Source organism: Nocardia sp. 348MFTsu5.1 (assembly GCF_000383535.1).
Lineage (GTDB): Bacteria > Actinomycetota > Actinomycetes > Mycobacteriales > Mycobacteriaceae > Williamsia > Williamsia faeni.
In genome coordinates, this window is the sequence record NZ_KB911512.1 from 371,543 (window position 1) to 386,655 (window position 15,113).

At 64.4% G+C, this 15,113-nt stretch carries 14 protein-coding genes; 5 read left to right on the forward strand and 9 right to left on the reverse strand.

Translation table 11 applies throughout. The annotated features are described in order from the left end of the window. Positions 1 to 82 precede the first annotated feature (82 nt). The 3 genes from H290_RS28290 to H290_RS0110245 form a co-directional block, all read right to left on the reverse strand. Entirely contained in the window at positions 83 to 1,009 is a 927-nt protein-coding gene (locus H290_RS28290; protein WP_081631545.1) for an EamA family transporter, read from the reverse strand. A gap of 79 nt (positions 1,010 to 1,088) precedes the next feature. Then, entirely contained in the window at positions 1,089 to 1,709 is a 621-nt protein-coding gene (locus H290_RS0110240) for a bifunctional 2-polyprenyl-6-hydroxyphenol methylase/3-demethylubiquinol 3-O-methyltransferase UbiG (protein WP_020106705.1), read from the reverse strand. 69 nt (positions 1,710 to 1,778) lie between these two features. Then, positions 1,779 to 2,510: a TetR family transcriptional regulator gene (locus tag H290_RS0110245; protein WP_020106706.1), complete on the reverse strand. Its 732-nt coding sequence runs from the start codon at positions 2,508 to 2,510 to the stop codon at positions 1,779 to 1,781. On the opposite strand from H290_RS0110245, the gene H290_RS0110250 reads away from it, so the two are divergent. Both H290_RS0110250 and H290_RS28295 read left to right on the forward strand, forming a co-directional pair. Continuing rightward, on the forward strand, positions 2,493 to 3,824 hold the full coding sequence (locus H290_RS0110250; RefSeq protein WP_020106707.1) for a cytochrome P450: 1,332 nt from the start codon (positions 2,493 to 2,495) through the stop codon (positions 3,822 to 3,824). The genes H290_RS0110245 and H290_RS0110250 overlap by 18 nt on opposite strands. A 10-nt stretch (positions 3,825 to 3,834) precedes the next feature. Then, positions 3,835 to 4,761, forward strand: a complete 927-nt coding sequence (locus H290_RS28295; protein ID WP_020106708.1) for a LysR family transcriptional regulator — start codon at positions 3,835 to 3,837, stop codon at positions 4,759 to 4,761. Here the strand turns inward: H290_RS28295 and H290_RS0110260 are convergent. The 4 genes from H290_RS0110260 to H290_RS0110275 form a co-directional block, all read right to left on the reverse strand. After that, a complete protein-coding gene (locus H290_RS0110260) occupies positions 4,745 to 5,119 on the reverse strand; it encodes a thioesterase family protein (protein ID WP_020106709.1) in 375 nt (124 codons plus the stop codon). The genes H290_RS28295 and H290_RS0110260 overlap by 17 nt on opposite strands. 19 nt (positions 5,120 to 5,138) lie before the next feature. Next, positions 5,139 to 6,995, reverse strand: coding sequence for a 2-isopropylmalate synthase (leuA, locus tag H290_RS0110265; RefSeq protein WP_028463019.1), 1,857 nt, complete (start codon positions 6,993 to 6,995; stop codon positions 5,139 to 5,141). Between the two features lie 158 nt (positions 6,996 to 7,153). Continuing rightward, positions 7,154 to 7,729 carry a nitroreductase family protein gene (locus H290_RS0110270; RefSeq protein WP_020106711.1) on the reverse strand — a complete coding sequence of 192 codons (576 nt, stop codon included), beginning with the start codon at positions 7,727 to 7,729 and terminating at the stop codon, positions 7,154 to 7,156. Between the two features lie 47 nt (positions 7,730 to 7,776). After that, positions 7,777 to 9,306, reverse strand: coding sequence for an MFS transporter (locus H290_RS0110275; RefSeq protein ID WP_020106712.1), 1,530 nt, complete (start codon positions 9,304 to 9,306; stop codon positions 7,777 to 7,779). Between the two features lie 122 nt (positions 9,307 to 9,428). Here H290_RS0110275 and H290_RS0110280 point away from each other — a divergent pair, with 122 nt between their 5' ends. After that, positions 9,429 to 10,127, forward strand: coding sequence for a TetR/AcrR family transcriptional regulator (locus tag H290_RS0110280; protein WP_020106713.1), 699 nt, complete (start codon positions 9,429 to 9,431; stop codon positions 10,125 to 10,127). 236 nt (positions 10,128 to 10,363) lie between these two features. Here H290_RS0110280 and H290_RS0110285 read toward each other — a convergent pair whose 3' ends face one another. Continuing rightward, a complete protein-coding gene (locus H290_RS0110285; RefSeq protein ID WP_020106714.1) occupies positions 10,364 to 11,626 on the reverse strand; it encodes a hypothetical protein in 1,263 nt (420 codons plus the stop codon). A 173-nt stretch (positions 11,627 to 11,799) separates the two neighbouring features. On the opposite strand from H290_RS0110285, the gene H290_RS0110290 reads away from it, so the two are divergent. Both H290_RS0110290 and H290_RS0110295 read left to right on the forward strand, forming a co-directional pair. Then, on the forward strand, positions 11,800 to 13,065 hold the full coding sequence (locus H290_RS0110290; RefSeq protein ID WP_020106715.1) for an aspartate kinase: 1,266 nt from the start codon (positions 11,800 to 11,802) through the stop codon (positions 13,063 to 13,065). Between the two features lie 2 nt (positions 13,066 to 13,067). Continuing rightward, positions 13,068 to 14,093 carry an aspartate-semialdehyde dehydrogenase gene (locus H290_RS0110295; protein ID WP_028463020.1) on the forward strand — a complete coding sequence of 342 codons (1,026 nt, stop codon included), beginning with the start codon at positions 13,068 to 13,070 and terminating at the stop codon, positions 14,091 to 14,093. 83 nt (positions 14,094 to 14,176) lie between these two features. Here H290_RS0110295 and H290_RS0110300 read toward each other — a convergent pair whose 3' ends face one another. Continuing rightward, on the reverse strand, positions 14,177 to 14,989 hold the full coding sequence (locus H290_RS0110300; RefSeq protein WP_020106717.1) for a hypothetical protein: 813 nt from the start codon (positions 14,987 to 14,989) through the stop codon (positions 14,177 to 14,179). Positions 14,990 to 15,113: the final 124 nt, after the last annotated feature.

Below are 15,113 nucleotides of genomic sequence, written 5' to 3' on the forward strand. Positions count from 1 at the left end.
GGCACGCTGGACGGGACCCCCGCCGGGACCGCCGCCGACCGTGCCGAACGGACCGTCGAACGTGCCGTAAATGTCACGCGCGTCAGGCGGGGACTCGGTCCTCCACCGGCGGGCCGACGATCGCCGGCACGGGGGTGCGCCGCGCAGTCAACCCGGCAAAGCAGCCGATGATCACGATGGCGCCACCGATAATTTCCCAGGGACTCGGTGTTTCGCCGAGGAACATCCAGGCGGCCGTGATCCCGACAACCGGCACCAGCAGGGAAAACGGTGCGACCCGGGATGCGGGGTATCGGGACATCAGATACGTCCACAGCCCCGAGCCGGCCGCGGTTCCGAGGACGATCACATACGCCAGACCGGCGAGTGCGACAAGGCCGGTGTGTGAACCCACGGTGGCGATCGCGTCGAATCCGGCTGCCGGTCCTTCGACCGCCAGGCTGAGCACGTACAGCGGAATCGGCGGGATCACGCACATCCACAGCGTCATGTGCAGGGCGTTGTCCGGGCGTGCCAGACGCGAACCGATGTTGCCGAACGCCCAGCCGAGTCCGGCGACGAGGGTCAGCAGCACCGGCAGCAGAGCAGCGCTGGCGCCGTGGGTGGCCCGATCGGCGCCGATGACGACCATGCCGGCGATCGCAACACTGATGCCGATCACTTGACGCCGGTTCATCTTCTCGCCGAGCAGCAGCACGCAGAGCAGCACGGTGAACGGCGCCGACGACTGCAGGACCAGCGACGCGAGCCCGGTGGGCATCCCCTGGTCCATCGCGAGGAACAGGAACGCGAATTGGACTGTGCCGAAACCGATTCCGTAGAGCAGCAGCCATCGCAACGGAACGTTCGGACGTGGGACGAACAAGATCACCGGCACGGCCATCACGGCAAAGCGCAGGGCGGCGAAGAACAGCGGTGGGAAGTGTTCGAGTCCGGCGTGGATCGCAATGAAATTCAGTCCCCACAGCAGCACCACGGTCAGGCCAAGCATGCGGTCGCGAGTAGTCACTCGTCTATGTTCACGGCAACAACAGTTCAGTTCAATCTAATTATTGTGGATCGATAATGTAGAAGAACTTCACCTTTGCTCAGGCGATCCGCACCGCCCGCAGCACGGTGTCGTTGACATGGCCAAATCCGGCCGACGACGGATCGACGCGACGCGGTTGTGTCCGGTCGACGAGGACCTTCCAGTTGTCGCCGAGGAACGCCGCGAACTCGTGGGAGGTGTAGTAGTCGAGCGGGTTGAAGTCCGGATCTCCCGGATGTGATTGCGCGTGCTTCCTGATGTGATCCTCGGTCATATCGTGACTGACCACGAACAGGGTGCCGCCTGGAGCGACGGCTCCGACGAACGCTCGGGCGGCGACGTCGCCGGGGGTGCGAACCAGCGGGAAGTAGTGCATCGACACCAGATCGAAGGTTGATGGCTCCGGCGGATTCTGAACCGGATCAGCATGCGTCCAGCTGATCGACGGGTGATCGTTCAGCTCCTTCGCCCGGGCGAGCGCGGCGGACGAGATGTCGACAGCGGTCACCTTCCATCCGCGATCGGCCAGCCAGCGTGCATCGGCGCCTTCGCCACACCCGACATCGAGTGCGGTGCCGGGAGTGAGGTCAGTGAGTTCGCCTTCGAGTGCGTGGTTCGGGTTGTTGCTCCAGACGCGGTCAGTGCGTGTGTACCGGGCGTCCCAATCTGCTTCATTCATGGTCTTCAGTGTTCCCGGAGGCGTCGCATCTTGGCAATGTTCCTTGCTGGTTCAGCAATGAGTCTCTTACTATGAGGGACCTAGCAGTGCAAAGCACGCCCGCAATGCGGTGTCTTCGATGTCGGCGACGGGGCGACCGTTCTCGACCGCGTTTGCGGTCAGCTCGTGGAGGCCACCGAGCAGCATGATGGCCATTTCTGTGGTCACCGGGTCGATACCCGCGGCCCGCATCTGGGGCGTGTCGGTGAGGGTGACGAGGGTGTGGACGAAGTCGTTGATGGCTTGCTGCTGGACCGGGCGCGCGCCTTCGCCGAGTGCGGGCAGTTCGCGGATCCAGCACAGCGTCATCGCCGGGTGCGAATCCATCGACCGGACGTAGGCGCCGATGGCCTGACGGATCTGATCGGCCCAATCGGCATCGGGATCCACCGCGGCCACAATGGCCTCGATGCTCTGGTCGTTGGTGACGTGCAGCAGTTCGACGAAGCAACTCTCTTTCGATGCGAACTCTTGGTAGAAGGTTCGCCGCGAGGTCTTTGCGTGCCGCACGATGTCGGCGACCGTCGTTGCGCGGTATCCGCGTTCGACGATGGACTCGCCGAGCGCTTCGAGAAGCCGGAGTCGGAACTCGCTGTTGCCTGGCGGGCGCGTCGGGGCCGGGGTCGGGGCGGGGTTCGGCACACCGCCACGATACGACGCCGCAACCCCTTGTGATGCGTGGTACGTCAGCGTACCGTCGGGATTGATCGAGTGACTCAGAACACTGGCGGGGAGTGGTTCGGCATGAGTGCAGTCAGACATCAGGCAACCGTCGAACACGATCGCGCCGAAGTGCCCGATCTCCCACCCCGCGTTCCGTTGCCACGTGCGCTGCAGGGTTTGCCGTTCATGATCGCCAGAAAGCAGACAATGGCCATGGCGGCCAAGCGTTTTGGTTCGGTGTTCACCCTCAACATTCCGGTATTCGGGACGTCTGTGGTGGTTGCCGATCCGCAATTGGCCAAGCAGGTGTTCACGACACCCTCGGACGTCCTGTGCAACATCCAGCCGAATCTCAGCCGGGTACTGGGCGAAGGCTCGATGTTCTCTCTGGAAGGCGACGAGCATCGCGACCGGCGCAAACTACTGACACCTCCATTGCACGGCAAGGCAATCAAGGTCTACGAGCAGATCGTGGCCGAGGAATTCGCGAGGGAAGCCGCAACCTGGCCGGTGGGGAAGAAGTTCGCGACGGTCGAACCGATGATGCGGGTCACGCTGAATGTGATCCTGCGGACCGTCTTCGGCGCGCAGGGAGAGTACTTCGACTCCCTCCGCCGGGTGATTCCGCCGATGGTCGAAACCGGGTCCCGGTGTGCGACGATTCCCGACTCCGTGCAGAAAGGGCCGATCGGGCCCTGGGCCCGGCACCGTCGACTGCGGACCGAGTACGACGCGATCATCGAGGACATGGTTGCCACGGCCCGGCGGGACCCGAACCTCGAAAATCGCACGGACATCATGGCATTGATGTTGCAGAGTTCGTACGACGACGGCTCGGCGATGACAACCAAGGAGGTTGCCGACGAACTGGCGACCCTGCTCGCCGCCGGACACGAGACCACCGCCAACACGCTGGCCTGGGCGTTTGAACGACTCAGTCGGCACCCGGAGTTGTTGGCGCGCTTGGCAGCCGAGGTCGACCAGGGTGGTTCCGAACTGCGCCAGGCGACCATCCTGGAAGTGCAGCGCAGCCGCCCCGTGATCGACTTCGCCGGCCGGCATGTGCTGTCGTCGATGTATGAACTGGGTCAGTGGCGAATTCCCAAGGGCAGCACCATTCTCGTCGCCATCTCACTGATGCACGACGACAGCGACCAGTTCCGGAATCCGGCGATCTTCGATCCCGGGCGGTTTGTGGGCAACCGGCCGTCGGCCGCGTGGCTGCCGTTCGGGGGTGGCACGAGGCGCTGTATCGGTGCGGCGTTCGCGAACATGGAGATGGACGTGGTGCTGCGCGAGTGCCTGCGGGAGTTCGAGATCGTCGGCACCGATGCCCGCCCAGAACGCTGGCACGGACGGGGCGTCGCGTATTCACCACGGCGCGGTGGGCGAATGGTGATCCATCGCCGTTAGTGTGACGGGTATGGACTTGCAGCGTTTACGGATACTGCGAGAGTTTGCCGACCGCGGCACGATCGGTGCCGTCGCGCAGGCGTTGAACATGACACCGTCGGCGGTGTCGCAGCAGCTCAAGGTCCTCGGCAAAGAGGCGGGCATTGCGTTGCTCGAGCAGGACGGACGCCGAGTGCGACTCACCGATGCTGGTCGGGCCCTGGTGTTGCGGGCAGATGAGGTTGTCTCCGCAGTCGATCGGGCGGCCGAGGAGATGGCGTCCTACCGCGACGATGCGGTCGGTTCCGTGCGGATCGCAATGTTCCCCTCGGGTGCCGCGGTGCTCCTGCCAGGACTCATGGAGCGGATGAGCGAGGCCGGGATCGCACTGATCTCACGTGACGAAGACGTGCGCTATCAGGAGGCCCCGGCGTTGTTGTCGGACTCCGACGTAGTCCTGACGCATCGTGACGAGCGGGCACCGCAGGTCGTCTCGGCCCGGGTGGCCGCGACCTTCGTGATGCGCGAACCCATCGATCTGGTGGTCGGTGCCAATCATCGCCATGCCGGGCGCACCGACGTCACCCTCGGTGAACTCGCCGACGAGGACTGGATCAGTGTGCGCGACGGGTTCCCGATCGACGACGTCCTGCTGTCGCTGGCTGCCGTCACCGGTGTGCAGCCCCGGGTGACACACCGTATCAACGACTTTCGGACCATCGAGGCGCTGGTGGCACGCGGCCACGGGATAGCGTTGATACCCCGCTATTCTGTCTGCGACCCCAATGTGATCCGGCTCGTGCTCACCGGAGTGCGGGCGGCCCGGGTGTACGAGGCGCTCAGTCGCCCGGGGGCGCAGGATCGCGGCGCCGTCCGTCAGCTGGTGAGCGCACTGGTTGCCGAGGCAGGCGCCATCGAAAGCTTATCTCTCCCAGGGGGATTCACCGCAGGATCTTGACTGTCTCCGCTGGAATCGGCTGGGGTGCACCGGAATCGCCGATCAACACGTAGACGGTGTCGACCGCGCAACACAGCTTGCCTGCGACCTTCACCTGGAAACTCACCGTCAAGCTGGTCGTCCCGATCCGAGTGCACGACGCGTACACATCGACGACGTCGCCGTGGCGCACCGGGGCATCCCAGGTCAGAGTGGAACTCTTCAGCCGCACCCGCTCCGCAAAAGAATCGAGTCCGCGGGACGCGCAGAACGCGCCCATGGCCTCATCGCAATAAGTCAGGTAGTGCGCGTTGAATACGATGCCTTGCTGGTCGGCCTCGGCAAAACGCACCGGGGCCGACCAGGTCGGTTGTGTCACTTCGAGGATCGATCCGCCACTAGGGTGCCCAGGTCCGAGGTGCCTGTTCGCCGGCCTCGGGAGCGTCGCCCTCGCTGGCGGCGCGCGCTGCACGGTTCACGGCGGAGACCACGGCCCGCAGTGACGCAGTGGTGATCGATGGCGCGATCCCGCAGCCCCACACGGTCTCACCGTTGATCTCGACCTCTACATATGCGGCGGCGTTCGAATCGTCACCCGAGGTGAGTGCATGCTCCGAGTAATCCAGGACCTGGATCGGGTAACCGACGGTCGACAGGGCATCGACGAACGCGGCCAGCGGCCCGTTGCCGGTACCGGAGATCTCCTTCTCCTTGCCGTCGATCTTGACCGTTGCGGTGATCTGGTCTTCCCCACCGTCGATCTCGGCCGCGTCGACTCGTTGCTTCATGCGCTCGAGCGGACGGATCGGCTGCAGGTATTCCGCGGCGAAGACGTCCCACATCTCCTTGGGCGACACTTCGCCACCCTCGCCGTCGGTGATCTTCTGGATCTCACGGCTGAACTCGATCTGCAGGCGCCGGGGCAGCTGCAGGCCGTGGTCGGCCTTCATGATGTAGGTGACGCCGCCCTTGCCGGACTGGCTGTTCACGCGGATGACGGCCTCGTAGCTGCGCCCCACGTCCTTCGGGTCGATCGGCAGGTACGGAACCGCCCAGAGGATGTCGTCGACGTCGGAATCTGCTGCGTCCGCGTCGATCTTCATCTGATCCAGGCCCTTGTTGATGGCGTCCTGATGGCTTCCGGAGAAAGCCGTGTATACCAGGTCGCCGCCGTACGGGTGCCGTTCGTGCACGCCCAGCTGGTTGCAGTACTCAACTGTCCGGCGGATCTCGTCGATGTCGGAGAAGTTGATCTGCGGGTCGATGCCGCGGCTGAAGAGGTTCATGCCCAGGGTCACCAGGCAGACATTGCCGGTGCGCTCGCCGTTACCGAACAGGCAACCCTCGATCCGGTCGGCGCCGGCCTGGAAGCCCAGTTCTGCTGCGGCGACGCCGGTTCCGCGATCGTTGTGCGGGTGCAGACTCAGGATGACCGAATCGCGGCGGGCCAGGTTGCGGTGCATCCACTCGATCGAGTCGGCGTACACATTGGGTGTCGCCATCTCGACGGTGGCCGGCAGGTTGAGGATGATCGGCTTCTGCGGTGTGGGATCGATGACCTCGGTGACCGCGTCGCAGACCTCTTTGGCAAACGAGAGCTCGGTGCCGGTGTACGACTCCGGTGAGTACTCGTACCGCCAGTTGGTGTCCGGGTACTTCAGCTCTTCGGCGCGGGCCTTGTGGGCGGCGTCGGTGGCGATTTTCTTGATCGCCTCCTTGTCGGCCCGGAAGACCACTCGACGCTGCAGGACAGACGTCGAATTGTAAAAGTGCACAATCACATTCGCGGCACCGCGGCAGGAATCGAAGGTGCGCTCGATGAGCTCGGGACGGCTCTGCGTCAGCACCTGGATCGTGACGTCGGCAGGGATGGCGCCGTCTTCGATGATCTCGCGGACGAAGTCGTAGTCGGTCTGGCTGGCCGAGGGGAAGCCGACCTCGATCTCCTTGTAACCCATCCGCACCAGCAGGTCGAACATGCGGCGCTTGCGGGCCGGGCTCATCGGGTCGATCAGCGCCTGGTTGCCGTCGCGGAGATCCACGGCGCACCACATCGGTGCACGGTCGATGACCTTGTCGGGCCAGGTGCGGTCGGGGAGCGAAATGGTCTCGACCTCGTCGGCGAACGAACGATATCGGTGCGCGGGCATCGCTGAATTGCGCTGGGGGTTCCAAGCGGGCTGATCAGCGGGAATGGGTCCGGCCGGTTCTACGATTCGGCTGGCATTGGAAGTGAAAGCATCTGCGGCAGGCATTGGTCAATCTCCGGGTTGGTGGGGCAAGACCGGCGCGTCACAAAACCCGCGACGGGAAGCCGGTCTGGATCAGACCCCGCCGCGGCAGAGGAGAAGGAGCACGCGCTGCATGTTTGCGACTCTACTCCCGTCGTTCGCGAACTCCAAAGTGGGTCTCGTCAGGGCTCTGACGTGTATGAACTGCCCCACGAGTCGCTGAAGGCGACCTGGTGCAGCGGCAACCGGGTGCGCTCGCGGCTGTCACGTTCTGCGATCTCGGGTGTCAGCGAGGCCGGGTCGGAGAGCCTGCCGATGGCCACCATGAGAAGTGGTCGACGGCCGGGCGGTATCGCAAATCTCTCGATCATCGCCTCGGCCCGGAACCCGCCCATCGGATGAGCATTCCAGCCGTCGACCTGTGCTTGCGTGATCATCTGCGAGGCCGCGAGACCGACGTCCATGGTTGCGTAGTCCTGCATCTTCGGTTCGTCCGGAACGTCGGCGGTGCACAACAGGATCAGCGCCGCCGCGGCCGGCGCCCAGGATTGGTTGCCGCGCTTGAGGCCGTCGACAAGCCCGTCGAAGGTGTTGTCGCCGCGCACCCCGACCACAAAACGGACCGGCTGGTTGCCGCCGCCGGTGGGCGCCCATCGACCGGCCTCGAGAATGTCGCCGAGGTGTTCGCCGGAGATCGTGGCGGTCGCGTCGTAGCCGCGGGCGCTCCACCGCCCGGACAGGATCGGGTGTAAGGGCACGGTGAAACTCCTTTGGGGGCAACGCCTTGTGGTGGAGCCCTTTTGGCTTACTGGGCCGGTTGCTTGACCGACGTCCGGGTGCGCAGCAAGACCGCGACGATGACGGCCATCGCAGCCAAGAGTGCCACGTTGACGGTGGCCGTGACGTGCAGGCCGTCGACAAACGCGTCGCGCGCGGTATCGGCCAATGTGCTCTGCGCGGCCGGGTCGAGGTCCTGTGCGTGATGGAGCGTCTCCGACAACGTTTCCTGGGCCCCGGACCCTTCGGTGTTCTTGCGGAACACCATCGTTGCCACCGAACCGAGGATGGCGAGGCCGAACGCGGTCCCCAACTCGAAACTGGTTTCGGAGATGCCCACGGCCGCACCGCTCCGTTCGACCGGCACCGACGACACCGCGACGTCGGACACCAGCGAGAAGATCATGCCGTAACCGATGCCGGCGATCGCCGAACTGACCAGGTACACCCCGACACCCTGGTCGACGCCGAGGAAGATCATACCTGCGTTTCCGGCGGCGGCGAACACCATGCCCAGGACAAACGCCCAGCGCACCGAGACGTATGCCGCGATCCGGGAGGCGCTCATCGAGAAGGCGGCAACGGCGATGGCCATCGGCAGGCCGAGGAGGGCGGCTGTCATCACGTCTCGTCCGAGGACGGACTGCAGGTAGATGCCGGTGAGGTAGCTCAATGCGCCGAGCGTCATCATGCCCGTCAGTGCGCTGCCGATCGCTGCCGAGAAACGCGCGTTGCCAAACAGTTTCAGCTCCAGCAGCGGGAACGGGGTGCGGCGTTCGTGGCGGATGAACAGCCACATGCCGACGATTCCGATCGCCGCAAAGGTTAGCGTGGTGGTGTCGAGGCCTTCTGCCGCACCATGTTTGATCGCGTACACCAGTGGCAGGATGCCGAGCATCGACAGCGCGATACCGAGTACGTCGAACGGATCGGTGATGCCGGAACGATATTCCGGGACCAGACGCGGTGCGAGAACCAGCAGGACCAGTAGGACCGGAACGTTGATGAGGAACACCGAACCCCACCAGAAGTGGTGCAGCAGAACGCCGCCGATGACCGGTCCCAGTGCTGAACCGCCGGCGAAGGCAGCCGTCCAGACGCCGATAGCCTTGGCCCGGGTCACAACGTCGGGGAACATGTTGCCGATCAGCGACAGGCTCGACGGGAGCAGGGTTGCGCCGCCGATACCCATGATGGCGCGCGCGGCGATCAATGCCGAGGCGTCCGGTGCAAAGGCTGCGAGGACGGACGCGACACCGAACAGCGTCGCGCCGATCAGGAGAAGCCGGCGCCGGCCGAAACGATCGCCGAGGTTGCCCATCGTGATGAGCAGGCCCGCGATCAGGAAGCCGTAGATGTCGACGATCCAGAGTTGTTCGGCCGCTGATGGGGCCAATTCGGCACTCAGGGTCGGGATGGCGAGGTACAGGACCGAGAAGTCCATCGAGACCAGGAAGACAGGGAGGGTGAGGACGGCCAGTCCGAGCCATGCCCGGCGGCCAGAGCGATGTTCTTTCGCCCCGGATCCGCTGTTGGCCGGTCGGTCGATGATGCTCACTGCACTACTCCTGGTCGATGCTATTGGGTACAACGTACGCATATGGGTACGTTGTACGCAAAGCGTTTATTCCGGCGCTCTCGTCGATCCCGGACAACGAATGAGCAAAGGAGGTCTGCCCGATGACTGATGCCGCACCCGAACGGGGCTCCGAGGGGAACAAACTGACCCGTGCCGCAGTGGTCAACACCGCCATCGAACTCGCCGATGTCGACGGCTTCGGCGCGGTCACGATGCGCAAGATCGCCGACCGGCTCGGCGTCGGGACGATGTCGCTCTACCGGCACGTCTCCGACAAAGATGCCCTGCTCATGGCCATGTCGAATGAGATCGGCGTGCGGTTTCCGTACCCGCCGGCCGGTGATGCGACCTGGCGGGAGCGAGCCAAGATCGCAGCCGAAGTCGACTGGACGCTGTACCAGCGACACCCCTGGGTGCTGCTGGCATTCGCTTCCCCCCGCACCAGCATGGGGCCTCAGAGTCTGAACTGCCTCGACTGGCTGACCGAGGGCTTCATGGAGTTGAAAGTCACCACCGCCGACGCGACCGAAATGGCGTTGTCGCTCTGGAATCACATCGCCGGCACCGTGCTGGGCGTTGTCGCGGAGCGGCTGTTGCACGACCGCGCCGACGACGACAGCGAAGGCCAGAGCGGATTGACACGGCTGCTGGCCGGCAAGCCCGACGGAGTGCCCCCGCCGCACCTGGTCGAACTCGTCGGGACGGGCAATCCGCAGTTGAACGATCCGAGGTACCTACTCGATCAAGGCGTCGAAGCACTCTGCGACGGCTTCGAGGCAAGGGCACACCGCCTCCGCTGATCCCCTCGACCGTGCCCTCGTTACCGCCGAGCGTGCCGAAGCCACCGCCGACCGTGCCTTTAAGACCGCCGAGTGTGCCGACGATGTCGTCGCGCTCGCGGTCGCCAACAACTTGGGCACGTTCGACGGCCCGTTTGGCACGCTGGGCGGCAACGAGGGCACGCTCGGCGGTGGCACTGGGCGGCAACGAGGGCACGTTCGACGGCCCGTTTGGCACGCTGGGCGGTGGGGCGGCGTCACATGGCGTGTGGATACACGGTGAGCATGTGTGCGCCGAACCAGGAACTGAATGTGACCATGATGATGACGACGATCACCTGGGTCGATGTCCGCCGTTTGGCGAGTCCGATGGCCACCGGTACGAGCAGGACGAATGCGGGTAGGAGAAGTCGCGGCCGGCTCATCATCAGTCCGCTGGATGCCACGATCGAGACCACCACCAGCGCGCCGTACACCGACACCGGCCAGGGCACCCGTTCGATGAAGCTGTAGATCGCCAACGCGATCGTGATGACGATGATCCAGGCGGTGAACACCGGGGCCACCTCGGGTGAGTTCACCAGTGCGAAGTTGACGAAGTCGAAGGCGGCTTTGCCGTAGTCGATCTCGGTGTTCCAACCCTCGGTCTGGATCCGGAACCATCCCAGCGGTTCGCCGGTCTTGTGCCATACGACCGCCAGATATGCCAGATATCCGAGCGGGCTGATCACGATGGCGACCCAGGCGCGCCACCCGTCGCGATGACGCAGTGCGGCCGCCAGGATGACAACAGCGATCAGCACAACAGCTGTCGGACGACTGAGCCCGGCAATCATCGTGCAGGTTCCGGCCAGGAGCCAACGTTGCTGGAGGACGCCGACCAGCGCCCACGCGGCCAGCGCGCAGAACAGCGCCTCGGTGTAGGCCATCGACAGCACGATGCCCATCGGGGCCGCGGCGAAGAACACCGAGAGCAGCAGCCCTGCCCGCGCCGGATCGGCTTTCGAGAGGCGGGTCCCGCCGGAGTCGCCGAGCTCCTCGGTGAACCAGTTGGTGATGCGGGCCGGAATCCAGCGAGGGGGCCTCGGCCGACTCTGCATCTGCTCACAACAGATGGCACCGATCCGCGCCACACCGACGGCGGCAAGCGCGCCGAGGACCACGTTGACGGTGAGTGCGGCACCGAGCGGGCTGAAGCCGGGGATCTTGTCGACGGCACCGGCCAGAAGCGGATACCCGGGAAAGAACGCGTACGGGGTGTCGGAGTTTCGCAATCCCTGTGCGTCGGTCTGGGTGAGGGGAACGCCACCGTAACCGTGCTCTGCGATGGCCAACATCCATTTGCCATCCCAGGCGGACAAGACAGACCCGAGTCCGCGGCCGTCGCGGAGGTGATCGAACCGCTGCAAAGTCAGCAGTCCGATCAGGCGGATAACCAGGAACGCCGTGATCGGTTCGATCCAGCTGCGGTGCTTGTACAACCGGTCGCTGACGGTTTCAAGTGTCGATCGGCTGAGCACCTCACGGATCCTAGTGCCGGGAGAGCCAATACATCGGCAATGAGGCCGCGTCCGATGCGTCGGCGCACGAGAAGATGCAGGTCGCTATCCTTGCACGAGGCGGTCGACGGTTCGTGCCGTTCCCCGCTGCCCGAATTTAGGCAGCTTGATGCAAGCGAGAGAAAGGAAACTGCGTGGCTCTGGTCGTGCAGAAGTACGGTGGCTCGTCAGTGGGCGACGCCGAACGGATTCGCCGGGTGGCGGAGCGCATCGTCGCGACGCGCAAAGCTGGCAATGACGTCGTCGTTGTCGTCTCTGCGATGGGTGACACCACCGATGAACTCCTCGATCTGGCGGAGCAGGTGTGCCCATCACCGCCACCGCGGGAAATGGACATGCTGCTCACATCGGGTGAGCGGATCTCCAACGCCCTGGTGGCGATGGCGATCAGCTCTCTGGGCGCCGAGGCGCAGTCGTTCACCGGGTCTCAGGCCGGTGTGATCACCACCAGCAGCCACGGCAACGCGAAGATCATCGACGTCACGCCGGGGCGCGTCCGCTCGGCACTCGACGAGGGCAAGATCGTGCTCGTCGCCGGTTTTCAGGGTGTCTCGCAAGATACAAAGGACATCACCACACTCGGTCGCGGTGGTTCCGACACCACAGCGGTTGCCCTGGCCGCCGCGCTCAATGCCGACGTCTGCGAGATCTACACCGACGTCGACGGCATTTACACCGCCGACCCCCGGATCGTTCCGAACGCCAAGCACCTCGACACCGTCTCCTTCGAGGAGATGCTCGAAATGGCTGCCTGTGGCGCGAAGGTCCTGATGCTGCGCTGCGTGGAATACGCCCGCCGCTACAACGTTCCCGTTCATGTGCGCTCGTCGTACTCAAACAAACCCGGCACCATGGTGTCGGGATCGATGGAGGACATTCCCGTGGAAGAAGCCATCCTCACCGGCGTTGCCCACGACCGCAGCGAAGCCAAGGTGACCGTTGTCGGCCTCGATGACAAGCCCGGCTTCGCCGCAAAGGTGTTCCGTGCGGTCGCCGATGCCGAGATCAACATCGACATGGTGCTGCAGAACGTCTCCAAGGTCGAGACCGGCAAGACCGACATCACCTTCACGTGCCCGAAAGAGGTCGGTCCGCTGGCAGTCGAAAAGCTGACAGCCCTCAAGGACGAAATCGGTTTCAGCTCCATCCTTTACGACGACCTCATCGGCAAGGTGTCGCTCGTCGGTGCCGGGATGAAATCGCATCCGGGTGTCACAGCGACGTTCTGTGAAGCGCTGTCGAAGGCCGGCATCAACATCGAACTGATCTCCACCTCGGAGATCCGGATCTCGGTGCTGTGCCGCGACACCGAACTCGACGAGGCCGTCCGCGTGCTCCACGCGGCATTCGATCTCGGTGGCGAAGAAGAGGCCACCGTCTACGCCGGAACGGGGCGATAGCCGTGGGTGTACGTGTAGGAGTTGTCGGCGCGACCGGTCAGGTCGGAGCCGTCATGCGGAAGCTGTTGGAAGAGCGCAACTTTCCGGCCGACGAGATCCGGTTCTTTGCATCCCCGCGGTCTGCGGGCAAGAAGCTGCCGTGGCGCGGCGGCGAGATCGTGGTGGAAGATGCCGCGACGGCTGATCCCTCCGGCCTCGACATCGCGCTGTTCTCGGCCGGTGCCACCATGTCCCGCGAGCAGGCGCCCCGGTTTGCCGCGGCCGGTGTCACGGTGATCGACAACTCGTCGGCGTGGCGCAAGGATCCCGATGTGCCGCTGGTCGTTTCGGAGGTCAACGGTGAGGAGGCGAAGAATCCCAAGAAGGGCATCATCGCCAACCCGAACTGCACCACGATGGCCGCGATGCCGGTTCTCAAGCCGTTGCACGATGCTGCCGGATTGCGGCGCCTGATCATCTCGTCATACCAGGCTGTGTCCGGTAGTGGCCTGGCCGGCGTCGAAGAATTGGTCTCGCAGTTGCGGGCCGGCATCGACGATGCCGAGAAGCTGGTCCACGACGGATCCGCGGTGTCGCTGCCTGCTCCGGTGAAATACGTTGCGCTCATTGCCTTCAACGTGCTCCCGTTGGCCGGTTCGCTCGTCGACGACGGCTCGGGTGAGACGGACGAGGATCAGAAGCTGCGCAACGAATCGCGCAAGATCCTCGGACTTCCCGAGTTGCTGGTCAGCGGAACCTGCGTGCGGGTTCCCGTGTTCACCGGCCACTCCCTGTCGATCAACGCAGAGTTCGAGCGACCATTGTCCGTCGAGGAAGCCACCAAGCTTCTCGAAGGTGCTCCGGGCGTCACGGTTACCGAGGTACCGACCCCGCTCGAGGCCGCCGGCAAGGACAACTCACTGGTCGGTCGCATCAGGCAGGATCCGGGTGCTCCGGAAGGCCGGGGCCTGGCTTTGTTCGTCTCGGGTGACAACCTCCGTAAAGGTGCGGCGCTCAACACCATTCAGATTGCTGAGCTGTTGGTCTAGTCGGGCGATGGTGCCCCTGAAAACTGTTGAATAGATGGGCGGCGAGGGTAAATCTCCCTCGCCGCCTTCCTATTTGACAGGTTTCAGGGCCGTGGGAGCTTGCGGTGGCGATCGGGTCTGGTGATCGCGCGGATGTCGGCGAGCACCCCGTCCCAGCCGTAGAGCACGTCGTCGTATGTGATCCGCATTGTCAGCCACCCGTCGACCAGCGCTCGCCTGTCGCGCCGGCGATCATTCCGGTAGTTCTCCAGGCTGGTGTGATGTCGGATGCTGTCGCACTCGAGAAGTAGCCTTCCGACCCCGAGGTCGACCCGCCCCACGCCCGGGATCGGTGGCTGGACAACGACCGCGAATCCAAGCGCCCGTAGTCGGAGGCGGGTGATCGATTCGGTGCCCGACTGTGAGGCCGGATCGCATTTTTCCAGTAGCGCGGCCACCCGCCGAGCCGATGGGCCCATGTCCGAGGCCATCTGTGCCACGGTCAACTTCTCCGTGTTCAGCGCCGAATCGCAGGTGGCGATCCAGTGTTCGGGGCTTAGACACCGCGCGGCATATAGCAGTGCCGTGGGAATCTGATCGACCGCAGTCAACGCCGGAGGTGGGCTACCGAACCCTTTGCACTTTGGACGGGTCGTCGGCTCGCCGTGCCGGGTGGATCGGGTGTGCACGTGGCTGGAACCGGGGGCTACCCACAGGCCATGTTTGCGCAGTGCAGTAACACAGCCGAGCACGCCCCCGGCCCGGACCGCTGCAACCACCTCGGGATCAGCTGTTGGCGTCGCATACCAACCGTGCCGTAGTCCGACGAGCGATCCGGTCTGGGTTTCGCGGCGGATCTGCCATGCGTTCATACCGTACCGGTGCAGTTCTTTCGTCGAATAGACACCAAAATCCATGATGATCAGACGGATGACAGGCGGCTCCGGCTTCGGTCGCCCCGGAAACTGTCACGTATCAGACCTCCGAGGGCAAATCTCCCTCGGAGGCCTGATATTCGACAGTTTTCGGGGGCATCAACCT